The organism is Bradyrhizobium sp. HKCCYLS2038 (assembly GCF_051167655.1).
In the GTDB taxonomy this organism is placed as follows: Bacteria; Pseudomonadota; Alphaproteobacteria; order Rhizobiales; family Xanthobacteraceae; genus Bradyrhizobium.
The window spans coordinates 11,895-33,398 of record NZ_JBNPTM010000017.1 but is presented as its reverse complement, the minus strand read 5'-3'; the positions used below and the strand labels follow the sequence as shown (position 1 = coordinate 33,398).

Sequence of the window (21,504 nt, the reverse complement as noted above, 5' to 3'; positions counted from 1 at the left end):
ACCGAATGCCGGACAACATGGCTTCCACCACGAGCTTTCCGGGGGAGTCGACGGACCGGCTGGAAAATCCTGCAATTCGATTCATCGGTTACCTTGGAAGATTAGTTGACGCATATGCTGGGAGATCCCGGTCAACCCCGTGTCGATCGCGACGTCGCTCCCGCGCGCCTGGTTGAATTCTGTGGTCAGGACTTGGCCCGGCGCGATCAATCGCGGCGTGTCGCCCAAAAGAGCCACCGAACAACGAAGACGCTCCTATCCTTCCGCGTTCAGCCTGGTCGCGAGAAGAAACGTCCAGTAATGCGGATGGTTGATGACGAGCTCGGGAGAGCCGCCTGTACGTCGATCCACGATCGTTTCCACCGCAAACCCATGAGCTGCGATGAAGTTCTTGACGTCGTCGACATCATAGTGGTTCACGTGCACCTTGAGCGTCACGCCATCGTCGAGGAAGCGGTCTTCGACGTAATGATACTCAGCCCCTGACTTGAGCGACTCTCTCAGCAGAACCGTCTTTGTCGCCATGTTGAGCATTCGCTCCAGCGGCCGGTGATAATTGTCGATATTGCTGAGAACGTTGATGCACACGAGGTGATCGAAAGTGCCATCGGCATCCTCGATCCGGACCGCCTGAAGACGTTCCGTTGGCAAACCGAAATCCGGAAGCGTATCGCGGCCGATGTCGATAAGGCCGGACGACGCGTCGATCCCCCAATAATCCACGTCCAGCATTCGCTTCCGCAACGAATGATAGAAGTACCCCGCACCGCAGCCGACGTCGAGAAGCGTGTCTCCGGATCGGACGTGGGGCGTCAAAAGTTCAGCAGCCTGAGCATGCGCCGTCATTTCCTCGACAGTGCCGTCACAACGACCACGGTACAGCTCCCGAACGGTTCGGCTGTGTTCCCAGATATTGTAGCTCTTCCAGCCATCCTTGCGGATCACTGGCGAACTCCGGTCACGATGAAAGCCGACGCCATGAAATGCCCTCGCCAATCCTGCGGATTCTCCATGGCCACACTGAGCTTGCGAAACAGCTCAGGCATCGCCGCTTCAAACATCGGCGGCAGGCAATGATAGTGATAGAACAGCACCCTGACATCGCGGAAGCCGGCTGCCCTGATCTTGTCGCTCAAGACGAAAGGGTTGTGCGTGCGTGACAGCACCTGATCGTAGCCGGGTTCGTCGCACTTGCCGCCACGCACCGGCGGGAGATCCATGCGGAAGCGCTCCTTCATCGCCTCGAGCGCCTGATCGAGCGCAACCTGATCGCCGCCCTGAGGTCTCAAGTCAGCAGCCCGGATCAGGCGGCTGGAGAACAGGTCATAGCTGTAGCGGTTCAAGGTAAACAGGCCAAACAGCTCGTTGCGCGCTTCGATCGCTACGATGCCGTCGGGTCTGACGGCGCCGTGGAGGTTTCGCAGAGCGCTCCATTCGGCCTCCTCCGACAGATGGGGAAAGACCCCCATGCAGATCGCGGCATCAAACCCATCGGGCGTCACGCCAGGCCGTGCAAAGTCGGCCGCTTCCGCGACACTGCCCTCCCAGATCCGGTTGGCTGGAACACCCGCCGAGGCCATCACCTCACGCGCAACGCTTACCATTTCGGGCGTGAGATCAAAGCCATAAAGATCGAGATCGAGGTCCGTCAGACCACGCAACATCGAGGCCGGACCGCAACCGGCGTCAAGCACGGTCTTCGACCTTGCCGCCTGGAGAAGATCGCGAACGATGCCCAGATGGACAGGCGGATAGGCCTTCTCGTTGGCGTAGTAGTCGTCAAAATAGGTATCCGCCCAGGTCGAATAACAGGAACTGACCTGCCGCTCGATCTGGTCGCGCCGTTGCTCGTCACTCATGACCGCCTCCAGCGACACGGCGCGCAGCGATCCACATGTGCGACGACAATCCCTGACTTGAAAGAAATTGCTGGAAGGACCAGCCGAGATGATCCCATTCGTCGATCAACACGCGCTTCAGGAACGCGTCACCCTGCAGATCAAACTCTCCCTTCAGGACCGCTTCACGAACGAATTCAGCATCCAGCCTTCCCGGTGTCGTCGCTTCTAGGACCTCGAAACCGCGGTCCTTCAGCAGGCGCCCAAGTGACTCGGGATTGAACAAGTTGACATGCTCCGCATCGACCGCCAAAGCCTTCTCTTTCAGCATGGCGATGTCGAAACCCAGACCATTCGGACAGGACAGAACCAGCAGTCCGCCGGGCCTGATCAATCGGGCGCACTGACCGAGGAAAATGCTGGGATCGAACAGATGCTCGATCACCTCGAACGCCACCGCGATATCGACATCCGCCAGCTCTTCGCGGACATCCTCGATCCTGCTCTGAATCACCTCGACGCCACGCGCGCGGCATGCATCGGCCATTTCCGGCGTCGGCTCGACCGTCACGACCCGCTGGAAGGCACCGGATTCAGTCGCAACCGATGCGAATGTCCCGAATCCCGGGCCGACTTCCAGCAGAACGCCACGATCGACGTGGTGGCGCTCACAGATATCGACGATACGCGAAAGCCATGGTTTGTGGATCTTCTCCCGGCGGGACGCCTCCGAAGCCGGAAAGATATGCTTGGCCCAATACTCGTAGTTCTCGGAATTCGAATAGTAGTCGCCCATCACAGCCGGCGAGGGTCGCGGGCTCATGAAAATGGTTGCGCATTCCGCACATGACCGGAACGCAAAACCAAATTTCGTGAAGACATCGGTTGCATTGCTCGAGCGACATGCTGGACACCCGACGTTGACGAACTCGGCGCGCCGGGCCTGCAACCTGGCGATGTCACGAGCGAAGGCCGCCTCTTGACCACTCAAAAGATCGTCGGGGCACAGTTCCTTTTCGCTTAGACGCTCCCCGAGGGCAGATCCGTCATGAGTGAGGCCGTCTTTGGCTTTGTTTGTCGATTGCACTACGGTTCATCCTTGGTCCATTGCCCGTCGGACATGCGCCAGACGCGCGGATCGCGAAACGTATCCGCCACGCGATCGAAGTGGTCTTCCGTCTCGCCGGTGTAATCCAGCCAGCGTTTGAGATCGCGGGGCTTTACGTGATCCATCTGCCGAACAAGCGAGAGGCCACGCTCTCTCGTCATCAGGCCGGCGCGAATGTCCTTGCACGCGTGGTCCGTGCAGCGGCCGTAACCAAATTTCACGTATTTCAGATAGTCATGTACGCCGTTCTCGTGCATGTCATCGAGGTTGGACATCGTGCGATAGGTTCGCTCGAACGGCTCGTCGCTGGTTTCGAACCCATACCTATCGACGATCATCTTGGAATGCTCGTTGGCTTCCCAATAGACGTAATTACCGAGGTAGATTCCGCGCAGGTCGATGTCGAAGATCTCCTGATCAGAAGGATACTTCCAGACCGACATATCCTGGCTGGACAGCCCCTCCATGCCGATGAAGAAGTTCCACTCGTATCCTCTCGCGAAATGCTCAAGACGGTCCCGGTAGCTCATTTCCGGAAAGTCATACATGGAGAACTGCCCGGAAAGATCGAGGTAACCGTGCTCTCCCCAGATCACGAGAGGGATCTTCTTCTCGACGGCAACCTGCACCGGAGCCGTGGTGATCCCGACATGCGCATGCCAGTTCATGTCACCCATGATCGTGAACGCAAGCCGATTGAGCTTCTTGAGCGTTCCAACGGACGGCCGCACCACCACATGGTCGCATTCGAATACCTCACGCATGCGAACCATGTTTCGCCAACCGACATCCGTCCAGTTGTTGCCGTCATACGTGACGAGCAAAGGATTCAGTCCGAACTCGTGTTTGATGACGTGCGTCTGATACCAGCTGTCTTTCCCACCGCTGACGGCGATGACGACGTCATGCCGGCTGCCGTCCTTGCAACGATATCGCTCGAAGATGTCCTTCAGAAGCTCCCGACGGCGATCCCATTCCCCGGGAGCGATCCCGGCTTTGACGTCGGACATCCGGCAGCCCATGCACACGCCGGCCTCGTCGAACTCCATCGGCGCGGCGCTGATAGACGGGTAGACGCAACGCGTGCACCACCTGATCTGACTAGGAGAACGCGTTGCACGTGCGGCCAGATGATCTCCGCTCGACGCACGACGAAGGCGATCCGCGATCCGGGCGTTCTCGACCTCCATGCTGTACGTGGGTTCGCGCTGTTGCCACGCACCATCGAGACGGACAGGGCGCATGTCGACGCCAGCCTCGATGCAGGCCTGCTTCGCCCGCGGATATGTATGCTCGAAGAAATGGAAGATGTTCGCTGCGGCCACGGCACTTGCACCGCCACGCTGAATTCCCGGCGCGAAATCGTCATAGCTGCCGACCCCGCCGCAGGTGATGACCGGAATATCGACGGCGTCCACCACCTTGCGTGTGAGCTCCAGATCGTAGCCGCTCGCGGCGCCGTCACGATCGATCGAGTTGAGGAAGATCTCCCCTGCTCCGAGGCGGGCGACTTCGCGGGCCCATGCCGCCGGGTCGAGGCCCGTCTGTGCCCTGCCCGACGAGATGAAAATCTCATCCTGCTGCTTGTCGTTCTTCTTCACATCGATCGAGACGACAATGCATTGAGAGCCAAAGCGCCTGGAGGCGCGCTCCACCAGGCCCGGATCCTGAACGGCAGCCGTGTTGATCGTCACCTTGTCGGCGCCAGCAGCCAGCCGCTGCTCGATATCGTCGAGGGTCCGGATCCGGCCACCAAAGCAGAGTGGCATGAAGCAGACCTTTGCCACTTCACGCAGAACATCGACCGCGCTCGTCCCCTGGTAACGCTGCTGGATGTCGTCCCGGCGAAGATCGTGAAAATCCTCCGAACTGATATCGAGCAGGATCAGCTCATCGACGTTCCAGTTCGAGAAGCGCTGGACCGTACTCATCGGATTGCCGATCACCTGGTGCACTCTGAAGCCCTGGCTTCGCACGAGGACACCGCTCTTCACCAGCAAGACAGGGATCAGTCGTGGACGCGCCATGACGGTCAGCCCTTTCTCATCCGAGGTATGGCGGCAAAGAAATTGGCCAGGACCTCGAGCCCGTCATGCTGGCTCTTTTCCGGATGGAACTGCACGCCGAACAGGTTTCCCTTTTCAATCGCGACCACGCATCGCTGGCCGGCAAATGCGATGGTTCCGGTCACCACGTCGGAGTCCAAGGGCACCATGTGATAGCTGTGAATGTGATAGAAGCAGCGTTGATCGGCGGTCGGAAACAGCACGGAAGAGCCTTCGGAGACGACATCACACCAGCCGATATTTGGGATCCTGTAGTCCCGATCATCCGACTCGAGCCGCTTGACCTGCCCCTCGATCAGCCCGAGCCCGTCATGGTGTCCAAACTCCTCGCTTGAGTCGGCGAGGAGCTGCATTCCCAGGCAAATTCCCAACGTCGGAACACCCGCCCGGACCGCTCGACGTAGCGGCTCGACGAATCCTTTGCTCACCAGGCTCGACATGCCGTCGCCAAAGGCACCGACGCCGGGCAGAATGATTGCCGTCGCCCGCTCGATATTGTCGCTCGTCGCGAATTGCACTGGCGGCGCGCCAATCTGGCGAAAGGCCTGCAGGACCGACGCAAGATTGCTGATCCCCATATCGACGACGGTGATCGTCATGCTCGTCTTCTGCTCGGCGTATGGCGGGCCATGGGAACGAATTCCAGTGTGACAAGTCCCTTGTCGGCAAACTTGCGGATATAGCTGAGTACACGCTCGAACGGCAGATCGTGTTTCTCTGCGATATCGAGAACAGTCATCGACCCGTCGAAGTATCGCAGCAGGCAATCGAGCAAGTAGCCCCATTTCTCCGAGTCTTCGGGAAGGTCCTTCGCGACAGCTGGATCGAGGCGCTCCATGTAGAGATCATAAGTGGGGTTGGACAGGCAGATCAGGCCGTCGAAATTGCGCCAAATGCGGCAGTTGTTCTCGAAAATGTCCACCGCCTTGCGCATCACCAGTAGCATTTCTTCGAGGCGAGCTGCACTCATCAGATCCGGTCCATCCAAATCGGTATGGTATTCGCGGAAGGGCCGCATGAGATCTTCAGAGCGGGTCAATTCGAGAAACGGAACTTCATAGCCCGGAGCTTCCCAGACCGTCTCGTCGTTGCCAGCGCCCTGACGCCAGGGGACATTCACAAACGCCGAGGAATATTGTTTTGCGGCATGAGAAAACGCTCGATCGACCAGTTGGTCTCCGAGGAAGGTCGACGCCAGCTTGACCGGACCTTCTGTCCCCGGCATTTCCTCGAACACACCACAGCAAATCCTATCACGCTCGGATTGCGGCATGTCACGCAGGTAGAACACCGTGCCAATGTGCTCCGGCCCGACGACGAACCGGTAGGTGTAGAACGTCTCGCGCTTGCTGAGCTCCTGCATCAGCCTGATGATCACCGCTGATCCCGCAAAGCCGTCATTCGCCATGTGCGGGTGGCAGGAATGGGATTGGAAGACGACGATCTGATCGCTGCTGCCGGGCTTGTCGGACACGCCAACCAGCATCTCGCCGGGCGCGTATTCGGTCTCGAGATCGACGTCATAACGTCCGGGACCAAGCTGTTGAAATACGCTATCCGGAACGGACATGGCCCAATCCGCCTGCCAGGGTCGGTACTGCCACATGCAATGGAAGACATACGCATCGGGCAACTCGGCGTGGGTCACCAGATGTGGCCTCAGCTCGTCCCAATCGAGCGAGCCGGCAAATGATTTCGAGTAGCGCGCGACCCCAAGCGTGTTGGCGATGCCATCGAAAACCACCTTATCGCCGCGCTTGATCAACGCACGCCGGACACGCCAGTTCTGGGGGACCGACCAACCGTTGAAGGTGTCACCCGAATTGAAGCGGTGAATGGCGAGTGGCAGCTCCTTCGCGATTCGCGCGAACAGCAGTTCGTTCTCATCAGCAACCACGCCCGTCGCGTAGCGACACAAATCCCGCGTTAATTCAATCATGACAGCCGACCAGGAGCCTCCGACACCGCTTACTCGAACTTGCTGTAGCCAGCCAACGGCCATTCACGCCCGGCATCGTAGGCGAGCAACAACCCCGTCGAGGGACCGGGCGTCGGCAGGAAGTAGCCGGCGTCGAACCGGTCCAGGAAACGGAAATTCCAGTGACGTCCGAACTTCCCGCAAAGATCGCGAATGCTCTTGAGGGACGGCAACTTGATGGCACGGCCCTTCACAGTCATGTGCCAGACGTCCTGGTCGCCCGACGTGACCCGCATTGCAAGGATCTTGGGACCAATACCGGGCCGAAGGAGCGCCTCCAGCGAAGCCTCGCACTCATCCTCATACCGAACCGACTGATTCATGTTCACAATCGTCACGGCGCCCTCGTCGTCTACAGGCGACAGGAGATCCGGGCAATATTGAACGTCGACGTCCTCGTCGGCCTGTAGCACCAGGAACTGGTTCGCGAACTTAGCGGGCCCTCTTCCCTCGTAACGCTCAATGCGCCTTGACGCCTGGGACGAGGCATTTCTCTGAAGAACCAGCTTGGCATATTCGGCTGTCAGACCGACGCCTGGAAAATACTCGATGATCGCGTGCCGCGTCGTCTCCAAGGACTCGAGCACATGCGCAACGAGTTCACCCAGGGGCTTGACGGCGGTCCCGTCCATCCAGCGCTTCAGATCATCATCCGTTACGCCGCCCGCCTCCTGGCGGGAACGCAGGCCGCGCAGATAGAACAGATGACTGTAATCCGTCGCATCTTCGATGATGAAGCTTTTGAGCTCCATGAAATGCAGGGGCTTGCTCGCGCCGCGGGCATAGACGAACTTCCCTACGCACCACCTCAGCTCACGAGGCACGCTTCCTGCGTTCCCTTCACTCATCTCCGATCCGGTCACAGCACTAACTCCTCAGCCTCAAATGGCAATTCGCGGAGAGTGGAAAAGACGAGATGATAGCTACCGAGCGTTCGCAACTTGTCTTCACCGATGCCCACATAGCTCCGAAGCTGGCTTGCCTCCGTTTCGAGAACGAACTCCGTGGAAAAGAAGCGCCCTTCGCCCCGATTCTGCAGAACCCTGCGCAGATCGGCCTTGGAAAAGAAATATTGCGGAACGGACGAATGATTGATGGCCCAGAACCCCTCTTCACCTGCTGTCACCCAGAGCGCCAGCACGCAGGCATGCCGCGTCGCCGCGACAAGCTTCTCGAGGGCCTTCATCGGCTCGGCCGTGTGATTGACCACGCCGACGCTGAGCGAAAGATCATACTGGGAGCGCGGAAGCGAGAAACCGGATCCTTCGGCCTGTCTGAGGCTGAAATATTCGGCTGGCACTTGCTGGTGCAGCAATTTTGCGATGCTCAGCAACATCGCGGACTTGTCGATGCCACAATACGACAGCAGCTCCGACGCCGTGGCGTGTTCGTTCGAACCAGCACGGAGCATGATGTCCAGCAGGTCGTAGTGCTCTGCGACGGTACATCCATGATCGAGCAGACTGATCCGGTCGATTCCATGGCGAGTATTCAGCTCAACGATCAACGCATGCAGAAGCAGGTCCAATCTTGGCGACCTTGTCCCGAGAATGGGAAAGGGCGACCCTGCGAACACTTCTGCGCTGACGCTGTTCTTGCGTAGATATTCGATCAGCGCCGGATCCCGGTACTGGATAACCTTGTCGACGTAACCTCCGCAGTTCTGGACGTCCGGCGTGCCCGGCACGAAGTACTCGTGGTACGTCTCGCCATTTTCGTCCACGAAATGATACTTCGACTGAATATCGAGAGCGATGAGCCCGGTATCGGCCGGCGCACCGCTATCGAAATGACCACTCGCGCTGAGCGGCACGGGATCGAACTTGCGAAGTTTGAAAATATTCATCGCTGCGCCTAATGCTTCAGTCACGGACGGGCGAACCCGACGGCCGAACCCATGAGAAGTACAAGGATCCGACCGGTGATCCTCGTACAATAATCGTGCTTCTCACGAGAGCCCCAGCCATCACATCAAGGCCGAGCTTCAAAGGAATGAAGTCATCGGGATGACGGTCGATATCGAGCCGCGTGAACATCCATTGTCCCGCCCCCGGCATCTCCGTCGTCGCCTTCAGAAGACTCTTGAACATCGGGATGAGCGTCGCCACGAAGCTGAACGGCGACGGACGGTCCAGAGAAACCGATCTTTCATCGACCTTTACGCGCTCGGTTACCAACCCTTCATCGTAAGGGCGACGTTCCGGCTGGAACGATGGCTCGACCTGCAAGACCCCGATCACGCCGCTTGCCCCGGCCGTGCGCCAAGCAAGCCTCGCCGACTCGTTCGGCCTTGCCGCTTCCGACTGCGACCGCGCATAAATGAGAACACGGTCGGAATCGATACGCTTCGAGATCGAAAAACTCAGGCGAGCGCCGGAAGGTGCATGGCCACGAACCGCGTCGAACAGCGTGGTGCCATGAAGGTACGGGCGCCGCTCCAGCAAAGGCAGCACCTGCTCGCCATCGGAGTCCCTGCTCACTCGCCTGCCCTCTCATCGATCTGCTTGTCGTAGAACTCCCGAAGCTGCCCCGTCTGACCATCCATCGGGATCTCGCCGGGACGGAAGTTCGGCGGCTGAACAAGCATCATCCAGCGGTCTTCGTCGAACATACCGCACATCCGGTCGACGATCACGCCGGCCCGGGCACACCAGCTCTTCGCCAAACCTATTTTGACGTCCGTGGCTTCGCCCAGCTCGACCATTCGGTTCTTTACGCGCTGTGGCGTATTGACGATTCCGTAGTCGAGATAACGAACCGACATCGTAAACGGCCCTGCAACCTCCGCACCGTCGGAGAACACAGGGTAAGCGAACAGCTTGGTGTACTGGTAAGGCACGCCGTAAAGCTTCTCGACATAGTGGAAGAAGGTCGTTCCGCCTCCGTTGGCGTCCATGCCGAGGGTCATGATCCAGGCATTGGCACGATGAAGCCTTCCCCACGGCGAGGCATATCCAAAACCGTCAAAATGACTGCCGCCACAGATCTCTTCAGCGCGAGCTCCAATGGCTGTAATCGACACAATCGGGTGGATCGATCGCACCGCACCCGGCCGGGTTCGGATATACTCGCTGAAGGCCCCGAGCCTGGATGGCGACTCCTCGCGAACGAAGGGCGTTCCAAACCGCCCGTAGTCCTCGAATGCGGTGCAAGTGGTCAGGGTCCCCTCGGGACCCAGAACCTCGAGAAACGCCCCGAGGTAAAACTCCAGAATAGCTGACCGGCTCGGCGCGCAATCGACCAATCCGAGGGTAAAGAGGTCGCTCTGGACGTGAGCAACATCACCCGCCCGAAGACCGCAGGCGCGCAGTCTGTAGACCAGTTCCTGGTAGGTAAGCTTGCCCACGGCGTTTCGTCACTCAGCCTTCGACGAATTCCAACAGCCGGCCTACCCGATAAAACTCCGGGTTTCCTGCGTCCTCGTCAGACACCTCTTTTCCGATTTTGGCCGAAAGTTCGAGCAGAAACACCATGCTGTCGAGGGAATCGATGATTTCCTCGCCGATCAGATCGGTATTCTCGTCGATCGCGATGGCGTCCTTATCCAAGGTCTTGCACAAGGCAGCCGCTATGAGTTCAAGCGCTTGAGCTCTGGTCATTGTCCTATCCTTAAAACTGAAGAACGGTTGTCGCCCACGAAAGACCGACGCCGAAACCGGAGACGAGCACCTTCTTTCCGGGAAGGCGACCATCAGCCTGCATTTCACTCAGAAGCAGCGGGATCGATGACGATACCGTGTTCCCGTAGCGCTCCAGATTGCACGGCACCTTTTCGCGTTCGATACCGAGGCGGCTCGATAGCTGGTCGAGAAGGAAGCGGCTTGCCTGATGAAAGACGAAGAAATCGATATCCTCGCGCGAGACATCATTCTTTTGCAGCGCGGTTTCGATCGATTTCGGTATCCGCTCCATCATGAAGTTGAAGATGCCGCGACCATTCATGTAGAGGCGGAAATCGCGCTCCGGAACGCCCTCTTCGCCTGGATCGATGCCCGACATTGAATGAGCCGATCCACCTGCTCGAATAATGAGATTTTCCGCGCCGGCACCGTCTGTGCCAAAATCGACCTTGCCAATCGATCCGCCTTGATCGGCCGACATCCAGGTCGCGGTCGCGGCATCGCCAAACAGAGCTACTGTTTCCCGATCGGAGCGACCCATGATTCGCGAGTATGGGTCGCAGGTCACCAGCAGCGCGTCAGACATCCCTTCCGCCATCATCAGGCCCTTGAGGACAGCCAATGCGTAGACATAACCTGAACAACCCAGCCCGATGTCAAACGCCGCTATGTCCGAACGCAACTGCAGGGCGTCCTGCAACAGCGCGGAAGAATGCGGAATCCGGTAATCCGGGTTCTGTGTCACGACGACCACCAGGTCGATCGCCTCGCGCGCCGGACCGTCGGGCGCTGCAAAGAGGCGCTCGCATGCCGATGCTGCGAGATCGACCGGCCGCTCGCCAGCCGGCAGGAAGCGCCGCTCCTGCACACCGATCTTCTGCGAGATGAAGTCTTGCCTCAGGCCAGACCATTCACTCAGGGTCGCGCTGGTTTCGACCCGAGACGGCAAGGAGAAGGCAGTCTTGCGAATCTTCATGGTTGGGCCTTCGGCGCAATGAACGCCCGCAGTGTGAATTTGGTGCTCGGCTCCTGGAGCCGCTCGATTGCGACGGGGCAGTACCCGGCTCGTTCCGCCAGCATCGCAATTGAGAGAAAGCTGAAGACGTGCAGATGCTCGACGAAAAACTCTTCGCGGCCCGAGCCGGCCCGTGCCGCCATCTCGCCGTCCGGCAGCTCGACATAGACGAAGCCGCCGGGGGCGAGCCAGTCGCGGGCGCGCGCGAGCATGGCGACCGGATCGGCGACATGCTCCAGCACTTTGTTGAAGGTGACGATGTCGAAGCGGCGCTCCGGCGCGAGCGCCATGAAATCGCCCTGCAGCACTTCGACGCCGACATGCTCGCGCATGTGCCGGGCCGCGCGCGGATCCGGGTCATTGGCGGTGCAGACCCAGCCGGTCCGCTTGACGACATGCGGGAACACGCCGAGGCCGGCACCGACGTCGAGCAGCCGCGGCGACGTGCCGCCCGGGCGACGGGCCGCAACGAAGGCCGCGATCCGCGCGATGCGTCCCTCGTTGTCCGACCTCTCTCGAGGCAGGCCTATGACGCGCTCGAACGCAGCGCGCAGGCCCTGCGCGTCGCCATAGGTCGCATCGACATAGTCACCCTCATAATCAGTGGCGACCGTCATGGCGTGGCGTGAGACGTAGTGGCCGGAGCCCTCGAACTGCCAAACCTCGCGGCGGTAGGCTTCCCCCGCGGGACGACGGAAGCCGATCTCGCCTTGAGGCGGCGCGTCATAGGCGAAAACGAGGTGGCTGCGCGTGTCGCCGGAGATCGGGCAGCGGTCGGGACGGAGCGCGCTCACCGCTTGCCCTCCAGCGACCGCTCGAGCGACAGCAGCGCCTCCTCACTGTCGAGCCAGGCGACGATGGAGAGCGGCTCCTGCTTCACGTAGCGGTCGAAGGCGTCTTCCCTGCCACGTTCGACCAGCATCACGAAGAAGCGGTTGTGCCGGTTTTTCACCAGCACGCCGCGCAGGCCGAAGCCGGACAGCCGGCCGTTGAGTGAGGGCGTCGCATAGAAACCCCAGTCCTTGCGGGTGACGTCGTATTCCGCGCCCTGCTCGGTCACGAAGGTGATCTGCTCGTCGCCGGCAAGATGCATGGCCCCGCAGTCCGAAATATAGCCCTTGACGTCGTAGCCGACCTCGAAGACGCGCGGCGGGTTCTTGGGATCGAATTTCACGCTGTTGCCCTGGTTGATCGGCGCCAGTCCCAGTCCTCGATGAGGAAGCCCGGGATGGTCCAGAGGTCGCCGTCGCGGTGCCAGACGGCCGTGTTGCGGAAGGTCTCGGCGATCTCGAAGAAGCGCTGCGGGCTGATACCGAGGAAGTTGCACAGCTTGTCGATGTCGCCACGCGGCGTCTCGTCACCGCGCTTGCGGACGACGTCGATGGCCTCGGCGCGGCCGATGCGGCCGTTGCGAATCTCCAGCGAGAGATTGTCGAACAGGCGGGTGAAGCCGAACTTGTACCACTTCAGCCAGTGATGGATCGAGATGAAGTCGTCGTCGATGTCGGCGTAGTCGTACAGTCCCGTGCGCGGCCCGGCTGCATCGGCCACGAAGCCGTGCTCGGCTGCCACGCGGCGCGTCTCGGCCGGATCCCATTCGAGATAATAGCCGAGAAAGACTGCGGTCACGCCGGCCGCGGCGAGTTCCGCCTCGGTCGGTCCGAAATACGGCGTTAGGTCGCGGCGCGAGAACTGCGGCGAGACCCAGTCCTCGGCGCTGGTGCCGTGGGTAACGCCGTGACGTTTCAGCCAGTTGCCGTCGAGCCGGAAGCCGGTCCGCTCCTCCTCGCGGCCGCCATATTCGAAGGCGGAGTTCTCGCCCCAGACGACCAGCGGAATGCCGAAGCGCACCGCGATCTTGGCCGGGATGGCGAAGATCGCCATGTGCATCGGTACCGCGGTCGATCCGAACCGCTCCAGCGCAGCGAGCATGAACCGGCGCTCGACCTTCGGATTGATCTGGTAGTCGATGTGATCGACCCCGAGCGCGACCAAATTGTCGAGGTTGCGTTGGCCGATGGCGGTGCGGCCGGGCGTCTTCCAGGTGACAGCCAGCGGGTTCAGCCCCGCCTCGAGACACTTCACCACCTGCCAGGTGCTGTCCTTGCCGCCGCTGACCGGGATCAGGCAATCGTAGCCGGAGCTTCTCGTCTTCGCGTTGGCGACGACAGCATCGAAAGCCTCGCGGCGCGCCTGCCAGTCAATCTCGCGCTTGGTGCCGTGCGAGGCACAGGCATTGCACACGCCGTCCGGCTCGAGGACCAGGTTCGGGCGCGTGTCCGGGAGAATGCAGCGGCTGCAGTAGCGCATCACGCGGCGAACTCTTCCATGAACATCTTGCAGTTCACGAAATTGAACAGGAACTTGCTCTGGCTGTTGGGCAGGTCGGTGAGCTTCGTCAGGTCCTCGATCATGGCGCGGCGGACGTAGTCGTAGATCGGGCTGTCGTCGAACAGATACTGGCGAACGGCCGGATCCGAAACGTCGAGATAGTCGAGCACCGGGGCGTTGAAGCCGACCTTGCGGCGATTGTCGACGATGGCATCCGGCGCGATACCGCGCACGCTGTCGCGCAGTATGGCCTTGGCCATGCCGTCGCGGAACAGGTGGCGCGTCGGGATGCTGTTGCAGAATTCGAACAGCGGCCGGTCGAGGAACGGCGAGCGGTTCTCGATCGAATAGTACATGGCGTTGAGGTCGTCCTCGTGGAGGATCACCGGCACCGTCTCCCGGAACAGCTCGTTGAGCATCCGGTTGCGCAACAGGTTGCGGCTGTAGCTCTCCTCAGCGAAGGCTTCCTGCCAGGGGAACGTCAGGTAGGCCGCGAAGGTCTCGGCCTCGAAGAAGATGTGGTCGCGGAACGAAGGGTCGTCGATGAACAGCGACGGATTGCCGAGATGCGGATTGCGCACGATCGGCTTGATGTGTTGCATCCAGGCCGCGAGCGAGGTGGCGTGATGCGCCCGATCCGGCTGGACCTCCTGCAGATATGCCAGGTGATGGTCGTAATAGCCGGAGAACAGCTCGTCCGCCGCGGAGCCGCTGATGGAGATGCGATAGCCGGCGTCGGCGATTGCCTTCTGCAGCATCCACTGGGCATAATAGGTGATGGTGTAGATCGGCGCGTCGTGCTGCCGGATCAGGGTGCGCAAGCCGTCGAGAAAGCCCTCGGTCGCGACCGGGATCGGGGTATGGCGGACGCCGAGCTCGCGCACGGCGATCTCGATCATGTCGGACTCCTCGTAGCGGGAGTCCTTGTTCATGATGGTGAAGCCGTGCACGTCGTAGCCGAACACGCGCTTGGCGATGCTGATCAGGGCATTGGAATCGACGCCGCCGCTCATGCAGAAGGCGAGCGGCACGTCGGCCCGCAGCCGTAGCTCGACGGCCCGGATCAGGCGCTCGCGCGCGCCCTTGACCGCCCCCTCATAGGTCATGCCGTCGTCGATCGCGATCGCGGGCGTCCAGTACGGCGCCTCCCCGGCAATCCGGCCGCGACGGCAGGTGAGGTTGGCGCCGGCGGAGACCTCGCGGACCCCCTCGAAGAAGCCGTTGCGGCCATCCTTGTAGAGCGCCTTGTAGCCGTTGACGAGATAGCGCCAGAGGTGATCGACATTCGGCGTCAGCCTGCGGCCCAGCAGTGCCGCGATGAACTTGATCTCCGAGCCGAAATAGACGCCCTCGTTAGTCGAGAGGACGTAGAGCGGCTTCTCGCCGAACCGGTCGCGCGACAGCGTCAGGTCGCCGGTCGTCTCGTCATACAGCGCGAAGGCCCACATGCCCTCGCACTTGTCGAGCACGTCCCAGCCGAATCGCGCGAGCGCGGCGAGGAGCACCTCGGTGTCGGACCGCGTCTGCAGCGCGACGCCGGCCGCCTCGAGATCCTGCCGCCGCTCGACGAAGTTGTAGATCTCGCCGTTCAGCGAGATCCACTTCTCGGCGAACCCCATCGGCTGGTTAGCCCGCGGATCGAGGTCGATGATCGACAGCCGGCTGTGGAGCAGCGCCGTATAGACGCCGTCCTTCTGCCAGACGCGCGCGGCCTGGTGGTCCGGACCACGCAGGTTCATGATGGCGAGACAGGCCTTGATCCGCTCCTCGGGGAGCGGCGCGTGGCCCTGAAATCCTGCAATTCCGCACATGGTGTCTGCGACGCCGGCCCACGGCCTACGCCAAGTCTCCTGCAACGATAACGTGGTGGATGCCGAGCGCCTTGCTGGTCCGCTTGCCGACGACGCGGTCGAGCTCGGTGGGCTGGAAACCCTTCGCGGGACGGACGAAGTCGAGATCCGCCACGGTGATCGTCTCGCCCGCGGCAATGGCGCGCCGGGTGACGATGCCGCGCCGCGCCACGTCGCGCGTCGCCGCGTCGGCGAGCTCGCCATCCCGGCTGCCGTCACCGAGTATGCGCTCATAGGCGCGGCAGATCGTCGCGAGTTGGGCAAATTCCTCTGGCGCGGCCGACAGGGCATGATCACGAAACGCCGAGAGGTTCTTGTCGAGCGTGAAATGCTTTTCGATGGCAGCCGCGCCAAGGCCGGCGGCGACCAGTGCCGCACCGATGCCGAGGGTGTGGTCCGAATAGCCGGTCGGCAGGCCGAACTCCGCCTTGAGGGTCAGCATGCCGCGCAGGTTGGCCTGCTCCAGCGGCGTTGGATAAAGACTCACGCAATGCAGCGGCACCAGCCGCTGCACAAGTTGCAAGCGGTCGGGCTCATGGCGGGCAATGACCTCGATCGCATGCCCGATCTCGGCCAGCGACGACATGCCGGTCGACAGGATGATCGGCTTTCCGGATCGGGCAGCGACCTCGAGGAGGGGATCAAAGCTGAGGTCACCGGACGCGATCTTGATGGCGTCGAGATCTGGTGCCCAGCTCTCGAGGCTGTCGCAATCGAAGACCGAGGCCATGAACAGGCAGCCCTTGGCGTGAAGGCGCTGCTTCATCTCCAGGAAGACTTCGCGCGGCAGTCGGTAGCGCGTCAGCTGGGCGATGCGCTGCTCCTCCGAGCGATTGACCAGCCGCACCGGATCGATGATCTGGACCTTGACGGCGTCAGCCCCGGCCTCCGCCGCGGCGTCGGCGAGGCGCAGCGCCAGATCGGCATCGCCCTCGTGATTGTTGCCGATCTCGGCAATCAGCAGCGGCCGCCGGCCGAGATCCACCTTCCCGATGATCATTCCAGCACCTCACCATTCTTCAGATGCGCGTGAAGCACGAAGGCCGTTTCGCTGACCCGGAAGCCGAGGCCTTCATAAAGCTGCAACGCCCGGATGTTCGCGGCCTGGGTGCCAACCACCAGCCGATCCGCCTGCCCGCTCCAGTCATTGACGAAGCGTGTGCACAGTGCCCGGCCGATGCCTCTGCCCTGGGCCGCCGGATCGACCCCGATCAGGTCGATGATCGCTTCCCTGCCCTGGGGGCCGCTCCGGAGCAACACCGCGAGGAACCCGGCGATACGGTCGGATGCCTTGACCACGTAGGTCACGGCAGCGCGCCCGAGGCAGGCATTGCGCGCCCATTCGCGCTTCACGGCGTCAGCTTCCTCGTTGCCGATCCGCGGGTCGGCGTGGAAGCGAGAAAAAGTGAAGCTGCGCCCAGCGAGCGCGCCGACCTGGTCGGCGTCAGCCGGGCTTGCGGTGGTCACGTCCGTCGCCTCCCTCCCGCCGATCGCTCCGCCGCCATGGACGAAGCCCGTGGCGACGTCCACTGGGCGGAAGCCGGTATGCACCAGCATATCGACCAGCGGGACCTGCGAAGTGGGCACCTTGGCGAAGACCAGGCTGCGCCCCGCGCCGGCGGCCAGCATGGCGGTCCGGGCGTGCGCGGCGCTGCCAGGCGCATCCACATCGGCCCGGAAGCAGGACATGCCCAGCACGTCCGACAGCCATTTGTCGCGATGGAGGTTCACGACGCCGGCAGGAAGGTGCGCGGATCCTTGCGGTACATATCCTTGTACCACTCGATATATTGCACGAAGCCTTTCTCCAGCGGGAACTGCGGCTCATAGCCGAGCAGCCGGCGCGCCTTGTCGATCGACAGTGTGCCGCGTTCCGGCATCAGGCCATCGCGCGGGTGATGCTGGATCTTGACCTGCGGGAAGTGGTCGCGGACGATTTCGCTCATCTGGTTAAGCGTGCGCGCGCCGCCATAGGTCAGATTGAAGGTCTCGTTGCGCGCCTGCGGCAGCGCGATGCAGCGCAGCAGGCCCTGCACAAGGTCACCGATATAGGTGAAGTCGAGCGCGTCGCTACCGTCGCCGTTGATCGTGAGGTCCTTGCCGCGAATCGCGTTCTCGATGAAAGCTTGGCCGACGCGACGGCTGACGCAGCGCTCGCCGTAAAGCGCCGAGGGACGCACAATCGTGTAGGGAATTTTGAAGACCTGATTGTGGGCGATGACCAGCTTTTCGCCGCCATATTTCAAGGCGCCGTAAATGCCGAGTGGCTCGCAGTGGCGATCCTCCTTGACGGCCTCGCCCTCGAAATTGCCGTAGACCATCGACGACGAGAAATAAATGAAGTGTGTTCCCGCATCGCGCGCGTGGTCCAGCGCATTCTCCAGCGTCCGGAAGCTATGATCGAAGGTGCTGTAGGGATCCTTGTTGGAGCGGTTGGCATGGGCAATGGCGGCGAGTTGAACGAAGCAGTCCGCCTTGATCTCTCCGAGGCAGCGCGACAGGGCGTGATAGTCGCGGGCATCCACCACATGGATTGGAATTCCGACCTCGCGCAGCAGCCGAAGCCGCTCGAAGATGAAGGTGACGTAGAGCTCCTTGTTCTGGTCGCTTCCGGTGTTGGTAAATGCGCCCAGGTTGTTTACTTGCAGGCCGTCGATGACGTGCGGTTCGGCGCCATGCGCCTTGAGGGCGAGCGCGAGGTTGTGGCCGATGAAGCCCGCGCCGCCGATCAGCGCGATGCGCCGCCCCTTGAGGTTCTCCGCAATCACGAGAGAGCTCCCACAACCTTGCTGAATTCTGCCAAAATATGATCCATGTCGTCCTCGTCGAGATGAGGCCCCACCGGCAACGCGATCGACTGGTCGCTGATGCGCGCCGCATTCGGGAAGCGTGAAAGATCCTCGTTGTATTTATCGCGATAGTAGGCGAGGCGCGGGATCGGGTGCGGGTAATAGACGCTGGTGCCGATACCGGCCGCATTCAGCCGCGTGATGGCCTCGGCGCGCTTCGCCGCTAGCGCGCCGTCGAGTACGGCGGTCAGGCAATAGTGGCTATTGACCTGCTCGGGGCCCGTCACGTCCAGCACGCTGACACCGGAGAGGCCCGACAAGCCCGCCTTCAGACGCGTGAAGTTGGACCGGCGCTTCTCGAGAATGGCGTCGAGCCGTTTCAGCTGCTCGCGGCCGATCGCCGAGTTGATGTCGCTGAGACGATAGTTGATGCCGAGCGACAGCACGTCATAGATGCCGGGCACCTTTCGCTCGGCGAACGTGCGATCGACGCCGAAGGCCCGCGCCTTGGAAATCTTATGCGCAAGGGCCTCGTGTCGCGTGATCAGCATGCCGCCATCACCCGTGGTGATGTGCTTGACCGGGTAGAACGAATAGGTTCCGGCGTCGCCGAACAGGCCAGCATGGATGCCATTCCAACGCGTACCGAGCGCCAGCGCGCAGTCCTCGACGACCTTGAGGTCGTGCTTCGCCGCTATGGCCATGATCGCCGGCATATCGCAGGGAATACCGACGAAATGAACCACGCCGATTGCCCGTGTCCGGGGCGTGATCGCAGCCTCGATCGCCTGCGGCGCCATATTGCCGGTGGCGAGGTCGCAATCGACAAAGACGGGCCGCGCTCCAAGGATCTCCACAGCATGCACGGTCGCGACATGGGTCTGGGCTGGAACAATTACCTCGTCGCCGGGCCCGATTCCGAGCTGCCAGTAGGCCAGATGCAGCGCCGCCGTCCCATTGCTGAGAGTGAGCGCATGGCCGCCGCCGACCGCGGCCACAAATTCCTTTTCGAACTCGTGGGCTTGTGGCCCATGGGTCAGGACGTCGCCGGAAAGAACGGCCAGCACGGCAGTCCTCTCCGCCTCGGTGATCCAAGGCTTTCCGAACGGAATCTTGCGCATGTCACTCATTGATAGGTGATTTCTACTGGCATGGATCGGGCGACGGAGTCATCGCAAGCGACGGCTACCGTGATGGCCGCAAGAGTGGCTTCGAGGTCGGCGGTCCGCGGCGACGTTCTCCGCGTGATGCCATCGATGAAGGCTGGAATCAGTATCCCCTTGTGGTCGGGCTTGGTTCGAAGCGCGATCGCCTCGACCGGCGACGTCGCCGCGCCGGGCTCGACCGGGTCGCGCGCGGTCATCAGGCGCGCCCCGCATTCGTCGAGAACGAATGTCCTGCGGGTGCCGAAGATCCTGACAACATGCTGGTGCCGATGAACACAGCCGAAATTTGCGGTGATGCGCCCGACCATACCCGAGGCGAAGGTCATGGTAGCGGCGGTGTAGTCGTCGGAGCGGAAACCGGTTCCGCGAGTGCTGATCCGGGTGCCCACCGCGTGCACCGAAATCGGACGTTGGCGCGTCAGCCAGAGCATGAGGTCGATCATGTGGATGCCGCCGCCGAGCATCACCGAATAGTTCTCGCTCTGGCCGCGCCAGCCGTCGGTAATCTTGTGCAAGCGGCCGTAGAGATAGTCGCCGTCGAAAGCGAATATCTCGCCGAAGGCGCCGCTGGCAATCTCATCGCGCAGCCAGCGGTACAAGTCGGCGCCACGCAGCAACAGGTTGCTAGCGAGATGCAATTCCGGCCGCGCCTCCAGGATGCCCCGGATCCGGGCCAGCTCATCGGCCGTCCGGCACAGCGGCTTCTCGACAAAGACATGCTTGCCGGCCGCCAGCGCGCCCACGACCTGGCCGAAATGCGCCTCATCGAACGATGCGATCGAGATGACGTCGATGTCGTTCCGCTCGAGCGCCGCGTGGAAATCCGTCGTGACGCCGGCGTCGGGGAACTCGCGCGCAAGCCTGCTCGCGCGCCCGGCGTCGAGATCGACGAGAAGCTTTATGTGGCAAGACGGCAAGGAGGCATACATGCGCGCGTGGTGCTCGCCGATCCCTAGCCCCACCACCGCAATGCCAAGAGGCCCGGTCATGCGGCCTCGGCGACCGCAAGTGCGCCGAAGGACGGCGGCAGCTCGGCACCGTCCTCGAGGCGCCGCAGGTCCTCCAGAGTGTCAACCACCATGCGCTCCCCCATCCAGCGGGCGTCGCTGCAGACTACGCTTCGCATGCGCCAGTCGGCGGGCCGGTCGTAGAAGACTTTTGTGACGTGCTCCCGCTGGTCCGCGGTCAGCGTTTCCGGGTCGAGCGTGCAGAACACGCTGCTGCGAACGCATTCGACGCTCTGCCCCGCCGGGAACGTGCGCTGCACGACATTGGAGATCACGTCGTGGCCACCGTCGCGCCAGCTTGCCACGGCCTCGACGAGCGAGGGATCGATGTACGGGCTATCACCCGAGATCCGCACGAACCACTCGCAGGGATGCGCGACGATCGCCGCTTGGAAGCGTGCGACGACGTTGTCCAGTTCGCCTCGGACGACGGCGACGCCGCAGCGGGCCGCGACGTAGTCGGCGAGAGGATCGTCAGTCGGATCGACGCTGGTCAGCAGCACGAGGCGCGACAGCAGCCCGCTCTCTCGGAAACGGCCGAGCACCTGCGCGACGAGCGGCCGCCCTCGGAACGGGGCCAGCATTTTGCCCGGCAGGCGGTTCGAGCTCATCCGCGCCTGGATGAAGATGCGGTAGGTCACGAGACGAGACGGCCCTGTAGGGTTCGATGGAGTTGCCAAACAGCCATGCTACCGCATTCCGGGTGACTCGACCGTCACACGGGCGCCCACAACGG

At 61.8% G+C, this 21,504-nt stretch carries 22 protein-coding genes; all 22 read right to left on the bottom strand.

The window, feature by feature from the left end; all coding sequences use genetic code 11:
- Positions 1 to 255 precede the first annotated feature (255 nt).
- The 22 genes from ACQR1I_RS35685 to ACQR1I_RS35580 all read right to left on the bottom strand — a co-directional run bounded on the left by ACQR1I_RS35685 (position 256) and on the right by ACQR1I_RS35580 (position 21,409).
- A complete protein-coding gene (locus ACQR1I_RS35685) occupies positions 256 to 945 on the bottom strand; it encodes a class I SAM-dependent methyltransferase (RefSeq protein WP_434870941.1) in 690 nt (229 codons plus the stop codon).
- A complete protein-coding gene (locus ACQR1I_RS35680) occupies positions 942 to 1,859 on the bottom strand; it encodes a class I SAM-dependent methyltransferase (protein ID WP_434870940.1) in 918 nt (305 codons plus the stop codon). The genes ACQR1I_RS35685 and ACQR1I_RS35680 overlap by 4 nt, the downstream gene beginning before the upstream one ends.
- Entirely contained in the window at positions 1,852 to 2,634 is a 783-nt protein-coding gene (locus ACQR1I_RS35675; protein WP_434870964.1) for a class I SAM-dependent methyltransferase, read from the bottom strand. Before ACQR1I_RS35675 ends, ACQR1I_RS35680 begins: the two co-directional genes overlap by 8 nt.
- A gap of 290 nt (positions 2,635 to 2,924) precedes the next feature.
- Positions 2,925 to 4,973: an N-acetyl sugar amidotransferase gene (locus ACQR1I_RS35670; protein WP_434870939.1), complete on the bottom strand. Its 2,049-nt coding sequence runs from the start codon at positions 4,971 to 4,973 to the stop codon at positions 2,925 to 2,927.
- 5 nt (positions 4,974 to 4,978) lie between these two features.
- On the bottom strand, positions 4,979 to 5,611 hold the full coding sequence (hisH, locus tag ACQR1I_RS35665; protein WP_434870938.1) for an imidazole glycerol phosphate synthase subunit HisH: 633 nt from the start codon (positions 5,609 to 5,611) through the stop codon (positions 4,979 to 4,981).
- Positions 5,608 to 6,951: a DUF4910 domain-containing protein gene (locus ACQR1I_RS35660; RefSeq protein WP_434870937.1), complete on the bottom strand. Its 1,344-nt coding sequence runs from the start codon at positions 6,949 to 6,951 to the stop codon at positions 5,608 to 5,610. Before ACQR1I_RS35660 ends, hisH begins: the two co-directional genes overlap by 4 nt.
- Positions 6,952 to 6,980: 29 nt before the next feature.
- The gene (locus tag ACQR1I_RS35655) at positions 6,981 to 7,853 is read right to left on the bottom strand and encodes a hypothetical protein (RefSeq protein WP_434870936.1); all 873 of its coding nucleotides are present in this window, start codon (positions 7,851 to 7,853) and stop codon (positions 6,981 to 6,983) included.
- A complete protein-coding gene (locus tag ACQR1I_RS35650; protein ID WP_434870935.1) occupies positions 7,850 to 8,836 on the bottom strand; it encodes a methyltransferase domain-containing protein in 987 nt (328 codons plus the stop codon). Before ACQR1I_RS35650 ends, ACQR1I_RS35655 begins: the two co-directional genes overlap by 4 nt.
- 16 nt (positions 8,837 to 8,852) lie before the next feature.
- Positions 8,853 to 9,470 carry a hypothetical protein gene (locus ACQR1I_RS35645; RefSeq protein WP_434888882.1) on the bottom strand — a complete coding sequence of 206 codons (618 nt, stop codon included), beginning with the start codon at positions 9,468 to 9,470 and terminating at the stop codon, positions 8,853 to 8,855.
- Complete coding sequence (locus ACQR1I_RS35640) at positions 9,467 to 10,336, bottom strand: AAC(3) family N-acetyltransferase (RefSeq protein WP_434870933.1); 870 nt, start codon at positions 10,334 to 10,336, stop codon at positions 9,467 to 9,469. Before ACQR1I_RS35640 ends, ACQR1I_RS35645 begins: the two co-directional genes overlap by 4 nt.
- Before the next feature lie 13 nt (positions 10,337 to 10,349).
- On the bottom strand, positions 10,350 to 10,589 hold the full coding sequence (locus ACQR1I_RS35635) for an acyl carrier protein (protein WP_434870932.1): 240 nt from the start codon (positions 10,587 to 10,589) through the stop codon (positions 10,350 to 10,352).
- A 10-nt stretch (positions 10,590 to 10,599) separates the two neighbouring features.
- On the bottom strand, positions 10,600 to 11,586 hold the full coding sequence (locus ACQR1I_RS35630; RefSeq protein WP_434870931.1) for a ketoacyl-ACP synthase III: 987 nt from the start codon (positions 11,584 to 11,586) through the stop codon (positions 10,600 to 10,602).
- On the bottom strand, positions 11,583 to 12,419 hold the full coding sequence (locus tag ACQR1I_RS35625) for a class I SAM-dependent methyltransferase (RefSeq protein ID WP_434870930.1): 837 nt from the start codon (positions 12,417 to 12,419) through the stop codon (positions 11,583 to 11,585). The genes ACQR1I_RS35630 and ACQR1I_RS35625 overlap by 4 nt, the downstream gene beginning before the upstream one ends.
- Complete coding sequence (locus tag ACQR1I_RS35620) at positions 12,416 to 12,799, bottom strand: hypothetical protein (RefSeq protein ID WP_434870929.1); 384 nt, start codon at positions 12,797 to 12,799, stop codon at positions 12,416 to 12,418. The genes ACQR1I_RS35625 and ACQR1I_RS35620 overlap by 4 nt, the downstream gene beginning before the upstream one ends.
- The gene (locus ACQR1I_RS35615) at positions 12,796 to 13,935 is read right to left on the bottom strand and encodes an N-acetyl sugar amidotransferase (protein ID WP_434870963.1); all 1,140 of its coding nucleotides are present in this window, start codon (positions 13,933 to 13,935) and stop codon (positions 12,796 to 12,798) included. Before ACQR1I_RS35615 ends, ACQR1I_RS35620 begins: the two co-directional genes overlap by 4 nt.
- Positions 13,935 to 15,767 carry an asparagine synthase (glutamine-hydrolyzing) gene (asnB, locus tag ACQR1I_RS35610; RefSeq protein ID WP_434870928.1) on the bottom strand — a complete coding sequence of 611 codons (1,833 nt, stop codon included), beginning with the start codon at positions 15,765 to 15,767 and terminating at the stop codon, positions 13,935 to 13,937. Before asnB ends, ACQR1I_RS35615 begins: the two co-directional genes overlap by 1 nt.
- Before the next feature lie 25 nt (positions 15,768 to 15,792).
- Complete coding sequence (locus ACQR1I_RS35605) at positions 15,793 to 16,806, bottom strand: N-acetylneuraminate synthase family protein (RefSeq protein WP_434870927.1); 1,014 nt, start codon at positions 16,804 to 16,806, stop codon at positions 15,793 to 15,795.
- Positions 16,803 to 17,537: a GNAT family N-acetyltransferase gene (locus tag ACQR1I_RS35600; protein ID WP_434870926.1), complete on the bottom strand. Its 735-nt coding sequence runs from the start codon at positions 17,535 to 17,537 to the stop codon at positions 16,803 to 16,805. Before ACQR1I_RS35600 ends, ACQR1I_RS35605 begins: the two co-directional genes overlap by 4 nt.
- Positions 17,534 to 18,574 (bottom strand): NAD-dependent epimerase/dehydratase family protein, encoded by a 1,041-nt coding sequence (locus ACQR1I_RS35595; RefSeq protein ID WP_434870925.1) that lies wholly within the window; start codon positions 18,572 to 18,574, stop codon positions 17,534 to 17,536. The genes ACQR1I_RS35600 and ACQR1I_RS35595 overlap by 4 nt, the downstream gene beginning before the upstream one ends.
- Positions 18,571 to 19,716 carry a DegT/DnrJ/EryC1/StrS family aminotransferase gene (locus tag ACQR1I_RS35590; RefSeq protein ID WP_434870924.1) on the bottom strand — a complete coding sequence of 382 codons (1,146 nt, stop codon included), beginning with the start codon at positions 19,714 to 19,716 and terminating at the stop codon, positions 18,571 to 18,573. Before ACQR1I_RS35590 ends, ACQR1I_RS35595 begins: the two co-directional genes overlap by 4 nt.
- A gap of 5 nt (positions 19,717 to 19,721) precedes the next feature.
- Complete coding sequence (locus ACQR1I_RS35585) at positions 19,722 to 20,750, bottom strand: Gfo/Idh/MocA family protein (RefSeq protein ID WP_434870923.1); 1,029 nt, start codon at positions 20,748 to 20,750, stop codon at positions 19,722 to 19,724.
- Entirely contained in the window at positions 20,747 to 21,409 is a 663-nt protein-coding gene (locus ACQR1I_RS35580) for a cytidylyltransferase domain-containing protein (protein WP_434870922.1), read from the bottom strand. The genes ACQR1I_RS35585 and ACQR1I_RS35580 overlap by 4 nt, the downstream gene beginning before the upstream one ends.
- Between the last annotated feature and the right edge of the window lie 95 nt (positions 21,410 to 21,504).

What these genes read in the sequence shown, in the direction of transcription:
- ACQR1I_RS35680 (WP_434870940.1), bottom strand. Translation starts at nt 1,859, where the DNA reads ATGAGTGACGAGCAACGGCGCGACCAGATCGAGCGGCAGGTCAGTTCC.
- ACQR1I_RS35675 (WP_434870964.1), bottom strand. Translation starts at nt 2,634, where the DNA reads ATGGGCGACTACTATTCGAATTCCGAGAACTACGAGTATTGGGCCAAG.
- ACQR1I_RS35615 (WP_434870963.1), bottom strand. Translation starts at nt 13,935, where the DNA reads ATGCGCTACTGCAGCCGCTGCATTCTCCCGGACACGCGCCCGAACCTG.
- ACQR1I_RS35590 (WP_434870924.1), bottom strand. Translation starts at nt 19,716, where the DNA reads ATGCGCAAGATTCCGTTCGGAAAGCCTTGGATCACCGAGGCGGAGAGG.
- ACQR1I_RS35605 (WP_434870927.1), bottom strand. Translation starts at nt 16,806, where the DNA reads ATGATCATCGGGAAGGTGGATCTCGGCCGGCGGCCGCTGCTGATTGCC.
- ACQR1I_RS35630 (WP_434870931.1), bottom strand. Translation starts at nt 11,586, where the DNA reads ATGAAGATTCGCAAGACTGCCTTCTCCTTGCCGTCTCGGGTCGAAACC.
- ACQR1I_RS35585 (WP_434870923.1), bottom strand. Translation starts at nt 20,750, where the DNA reads ATGACCGGGCCTCTTGGCATTGCGGTGGTGGGGCTAGGGATCGGCGAG.
- ACQR1I_RS35650 (WP_434870935.1), bottom strand. Translation starts at nt 8,836, where the DNA reads ATGAATATTTTCAAACTTCGCAAGTTCGATCCCGTGCCGCTCAGCGCG.
- ACQR1I_RS35660 (WP_434870937.1), bottom strand. Translation starts at nt 6,951, where the DNA reads ATGATTGAATTAACGCGGGATTTGTGTCGCTACGCGACGGGCGTGGTT.
- hisH (WP_434870938.1), bottom strand. Translation starts at nt 5,611, where the DNA reads ATGACGATCACCGTCGTCGATATGGGGATCAGCAATCTTGCGTCGGTC.
- asnB (WP_434870928.1), bottom strand. Translation starts at nt 15,767, where the DNA reads ATGTGCGGAATTGCAGGATTTCAGGGCCACGCGCCGCTCCCCGAGGAG.
- ACQR1I_RS35635 (WP_434870932.1), bottom strand. Translation starts at nt 10,589, where the DNA reads ATGACCAGAGCTCAAGCGCTTGAACTCATAGCGGCTGCCTTGTGCAAG.
- ACQR1I_RS35670 (WP_434870939.1), bottom strand. Translation starts at nt 4,973, where the DNA reads ATGGCGCGTCCACGACTGATCCCTGTCTTGCTGGTGAAGAGCGGTGTC.